At 48.5% G+C, this 4,482-nt stretch carries 4 protein-coding genes; all 4 read left to right on the top strand.

Translation table 11 applies throughout. The features are described 5' to 3' along the window. Positions 1 to 829 precede the first annotated feature (829 nt). From QCE79_RS38835 to QCE79_RS38850, 4 genes are read left to right on the top strand one after another with little or no spacing between them, the layout of a single operon-like run. Positions 830 to 1,900 carry a hypothetical protein gene (locus QCE79_RS38835; RefSeq protein ID WP_309854404.1) on the top strand — a complete coding sequence of 357 codons (1,071 nt, stop codon included), beginning with the start codon at positions 830 to 832 and terminating at the stop codon, positions 1,898 to 1,900. 3 nt (positions 1,901 to 1,903) lie between these two features. Continuing rightward, entirely contained in the window at positions 1,904 to 2,761 is an 858-nt protein-coding gene (locus tag QCE79_RS38840; protein WP_309854407.1) for a DMT family transporter, read from the top strand. Next, on the top strand, positions 2,758 to 3,216 hold the full coding sequence (locus tag QCE79_RS38845) for an NUDIX domain-containing protein (protein WP_309854410.1): 459 nt from the start codon (positions 2,758 to 2,760) through the stop codon (positions 3,214 to 3,216). The genes QCE79_RS38840 and QCE79_RS38845 overlap by 4 nt, the downstream gene beginning before the upstream one ends. Then, positions 3,209 to 4,318 (top strand): DegT/DnrJ/EryC1/StrS family aminotransferase, encoded by a 1,110-nt coding sequence (locus tag QCE79_RS38850; protein WP_309854413.1) that lies wholly within the window; start codon positions 3,209 to 3,211, stop codon positions 4,316 to 4,318. The genes QCE79_RS38845 and QCE79_RS38850 overlap by 8 nt, the downstream gene beginning before the upstream one ends. Positions 4,319 to 4,482: the final 164 nt, after the last annotated feature.

Here is a 4,482-nt window from a genome sequence, read left to right on the forward strand (position 1 = left end):
TATACCGGCCCTAGCTTCTCTGACATTCGAACCTCCGTACAAACAGAAATTAGCAAATTTTCTGCTGTACGTGAAATCGAGGCATGGTAACTGTCAGGTTGCGTTTTAGGGCAGTATAGGTCAGACTAATGCCCCTCAAATCTGAATCACTGCCCCCTTTTTTGGTACGGCTGCGACTCAATCAAGAGAAGCCTATGAAACGTAAATATTCTGCTGCCATCCTCCCATCGAGCGGTCATCAATTCTGGTTCGCGCGACCAAGCGGCCAACGTTTGAACAGTCGGTGCGCTATCAATCATCGGTCTGAGGCCTCAGAAGGGCATGCTCTTCAAAAGTGCCTCGGTTCTGTCCTGTTTACGCGCGACTCTTCTCCTCGACGCTCTGAGCTTAAAGACGCTTTGCTTTCGCGGTGCGCGTCGCACGCAAGCTTTTGCTGATGTTTTGGCCCGATCCCACAGCACTTCGCGCTTCGTCGTCGGGCCTATTACGGTGAAAGTGCGCGATCGACCGTAATTGGGCTTGAAATTCCATTGGATTCTTGCCGCCGGACGCGACCAAGTCATCTCTGGGCAGTAGCAGCGCTGCCCTGGCTGATTCTACTGAGCTTCTTGACGGGCAACATGGACGGAGCGTTGCGCTTGCTGCGGGACGATGAAGCCGCAGTTTGTCGGCTAACGTGATGAGACGGTGGAAAGATTTCTCTAACCCAACAGCGCTATCGCGAGAGAACCTCTTTCACTATCATGTTTAAAAAGTTTGATTTATTTCTATGCGGACAGGTCAAATTCCGATTCATAAAATTCCAGTGTCTTACGCACTTGAACACACCATGTCGCATAGCCTTGAACGGTATGTAGAGCAAAAACTTCCCGCCGACTTACTGGAGCATGTTGCCGCGAATCGCATCCGCCTCGTAGTGGAGAACCAAGGAAGCGATAGATTTTTGCCGAACCAAATTGACTTTAGTTACAGGAAGACCCACAGAGTGGTTAATAGCTTAAGGCCCACTTGGCATACTCATGTTGATGATGATCAACATGAGTCCGTCATCCTTCGCATTCCATCCGGCTATGATTATATTCGTCATTTCTCATCACTGGTACTGCATTACCTTAAAGCCCGAATATCAAGTCCGCAGGATCTGATTACGATTAGATATGATATTCTCAACGATCGTCGTTATCCGGCCATGACTGGTCTAAATAAACTCGATATCGCGCGGGGTAGCCAAATTGTCATCGGTTGCTGTGATTTGTTAATTGCCGATATGCATGACAAGATCATTTCGTTTGAAGAAAACGATTTTTACATGTGCTGGAAAGCGAAGAATAATGTGGTTTTCCTCGGCTGTAAGTTCAGTTTCTGGGGCCGACTTTCTGGGAGCATCGCGCGTTCTATTTGCGAGAATTTTCGACCTGCTGAAATCATTTACTTCGGTAAACTGGGCGCACTTACAGTGCCTTCCGATATCTACGATAAAATTTTCACACCGTCGCAGTTCCACACGTACAGTTGTTTGACAAGGCTCGGCCCCTCCATCACGTTAAAAAACAGCATGGCACAGTTTAATGACAACGGTTTGATTGGTGTCCACGCGTCAGTTCCTACGATCATAGAAGAAACATTTCAACAGCGTCAGCATTTGGCGCAGTGCGGTGTAGAGTCAATTGACAACGAAATCGCCTTTATTGCCCGCGAGATCCATCGCTACAACGTTCGGACGTGCTCGCAGGTTACCTATTCCCCGATTCACTACGCCACCGATTACCTGAGAAGCCGTAGCGACTGGTCGCTACATGTACACCACGATCTTGCACGAGGGCGTTCCCCCTCATCCCTGCACAAGAAAAAAATCATCATCAGCAAAATTACACGTATCATGAAAAACTACTTGTGGTGATTCATGTATTGTCAGCTTATTTCCGTCCTTCTGAATGCACTCTCTGTGCTGTTGGCTAAGCTCGCCCTTAACCAGGTCAGTGAAAACGCGTTTCTCGCGATCTACGCCCTGACATTTATTTCTCTCGCGTTAATGTATGCTCGCGTAAGCGAATTGGCCCAATATCTCTGCTCCCGGAATGGTTTGGCTTCGGCTCTATTCAATTCGCTCGGTACTTGGTGTTTCTATAAAGGGCTGGAAAAATTGACGCCAGGAACGCACTCCTTTGTTGCGCGCAGCTACATCATTTTCGGCACGCTTATATCAGTGCTATGGTTCCGCGAAAAACTGACAACGACAAAGCTTTTCGTGTTGCTGGCTTGCATCACAGGGGTAGTACTTTCGTCGCTGCCTGCCGCCGCAGGGAGCGTCACCTTCGAGGCGGTGATGCTTACGCTGCTTTCTTCACTACTTTTTGCACTTAATTACGCCGTTTTGAAAAAGAAACCGACAGATATCCATCCCTGTGTACCTCTGGGAACCAACGGTTTTTGTCTTCTGATACTGCTTGGTTGCTTATCCGTTAGTCAAAAGGGATGGCCCTTCAGCGAGATTGCGATTCATGGGATAATTTACATCGTATTGAGTGCCGCATTTATATTCTACTCAATGTTTGCCTACATCAAATCAGCAGGAACCATTGATTTTCATGTTGCTACCGCGCTACGTGCGCTGTCGCCCGTGGTCGTAACGCTGATATCGCTGCCCTTCTTCGGCTATTCAGGGAGTCCGATTCAGATGAATGGTGAGGTACTAATCGTCGTTTCAATTGTTGCTATGGGAATTACACAAAAAATGAACACGGGAAGGTCAGTTAAATGACTATCGAACGCGAACGCCCCTATCTGGCGATTTACTGCATCGTCCGCAATGGCAATCATGTGCTTATGCTCCGGCGGGCAAACACCGGCTATGCTGATGGAAAATGGTCGTTCCCAGCCGGGCACGTTGATGAAAAAGAATCTTTAACCACGGCAGCCAGTCGCGAGTTAAAAGAAGAGACTGGTCTGTCCGTCTTGGAAACGGACTGGATATTTCATTCTATGATGCACCGAAGAACCGCAGATCGTCGGGTCATCGACGTGTTTATGGAAGCGACCAACTGGCAGGGGCAACCCGTCAATACCGAACCACATAAATGCAGTGCAATAAGATTCATGTCTCCGATGGGCCCTGATATTGACCTAATGGATTATATCGTTCCCGTGTTTCTTTCTTTGGCAGGTGATGGAACAGAGCCCTACCTTGAGTGGGGATGGAGCACTCATAATGATTAAGTCGACTGGCCCTCAACTCATCACTGACCAGACAGCAGAGGCATACAGGAGCAGTCTGCTGACATACCGCGACTATTCTGGCACTTCCACTGTGGTGCGTGAATACGAGAAAATGCTGGAAACGTATTTCCAGGTCAATCACGTTATCGCCGTCTCGTCAGGGACTGCGGCGATTCATGCCGGATTGGTAGCTATGGGCATCGGTAAAGGTTGTCGTGTCGCCGTACCAGCGATATGTGCCGTGATGACAGTAGTGCCGGTCGTTCAGCTAGGTGCTATACCCGTTGTTATTGATTCCGATGGCGATAGCTTTTGTATGGATCCGAAGCAACTGGAACGCGAGATGGAAAAGGGTCTGAAAGTGGTCATCGCCTGTGGAATGTGGGGAAATCCCGGTACGTCAAAAGCAATGCTGTCACTTTCTGAAAGGTTTAACGTTCCGATTTTGGAAGATGCCGCACAGTCTCTGGGCGCGTCAACGCCCTGTGGACGGGAAGGATTAAAAGGTCGAATTGGTTGCTTTAGCACTCACGAGTACAAGCTGCTATCAACGGGCGAAGGTGGTTTTATTACAACCAACGATGCTGATATCGCCGAACGCCTGCGGGCATTTATTAGACTCGGTTTTGACGGTAAGGCGTACGGTAATCAGTTTGGTGTGAATTACAAACTGTCTGGATTCCAGGCTATTGCGGGGATGAACGCCATCCGTAACCTTGCCAGCTATCTATCACGGCGCCAGGAGTTATGCGTGGCGTGGGAAGAACATCTATCTGGTGTAAAACATCTCGCACCGATTCAGGTCGCTGATAGCGGTACGAGTGCCCCTTATGCCTGCATCATGCTTTTTGATGACGATACGGATGGGGTGCGGTTTGCGGAGGAACTCGCTGCTAGAGAATTCCTGACTGATCCATACCGATATGAACTGAAACCAATTACGTGTTATCCGGTTTTCTCGGATTATCACCCCGGGAATGGACGGTTACCTAACGCAATATCCTTCCTTCACCGGCTATTGGTTTTACCAGTACATGACAATATCAGCTTGCAGGATATAACCAATGGCGCCCGGATAATAAAGAAAATACGAAGCATATAAGCCATCACAGGTAAATGCCGCTTTGACGCCAGTCCCGATAAGTGGCAACGCCGTAACCAAGCATTCCCACACAAGCATTCCGTGCCGCAGACAATAGGCGCTGTCAAGTTGAAGGCTGGGAATCAACTTGACAAATCCATTAATCGATAATTAGGGTCTGTTTT

The sequence above is a fragment of the Caballeronia sp. LZ003 genome (assembly GCF_031451465.1).
Taxonomy (GTDB): Bacteria; Pseudomonadota; Gammaproteobacteria; order Burkholderiales; family Burkholderiaceae; genus Caballeronia.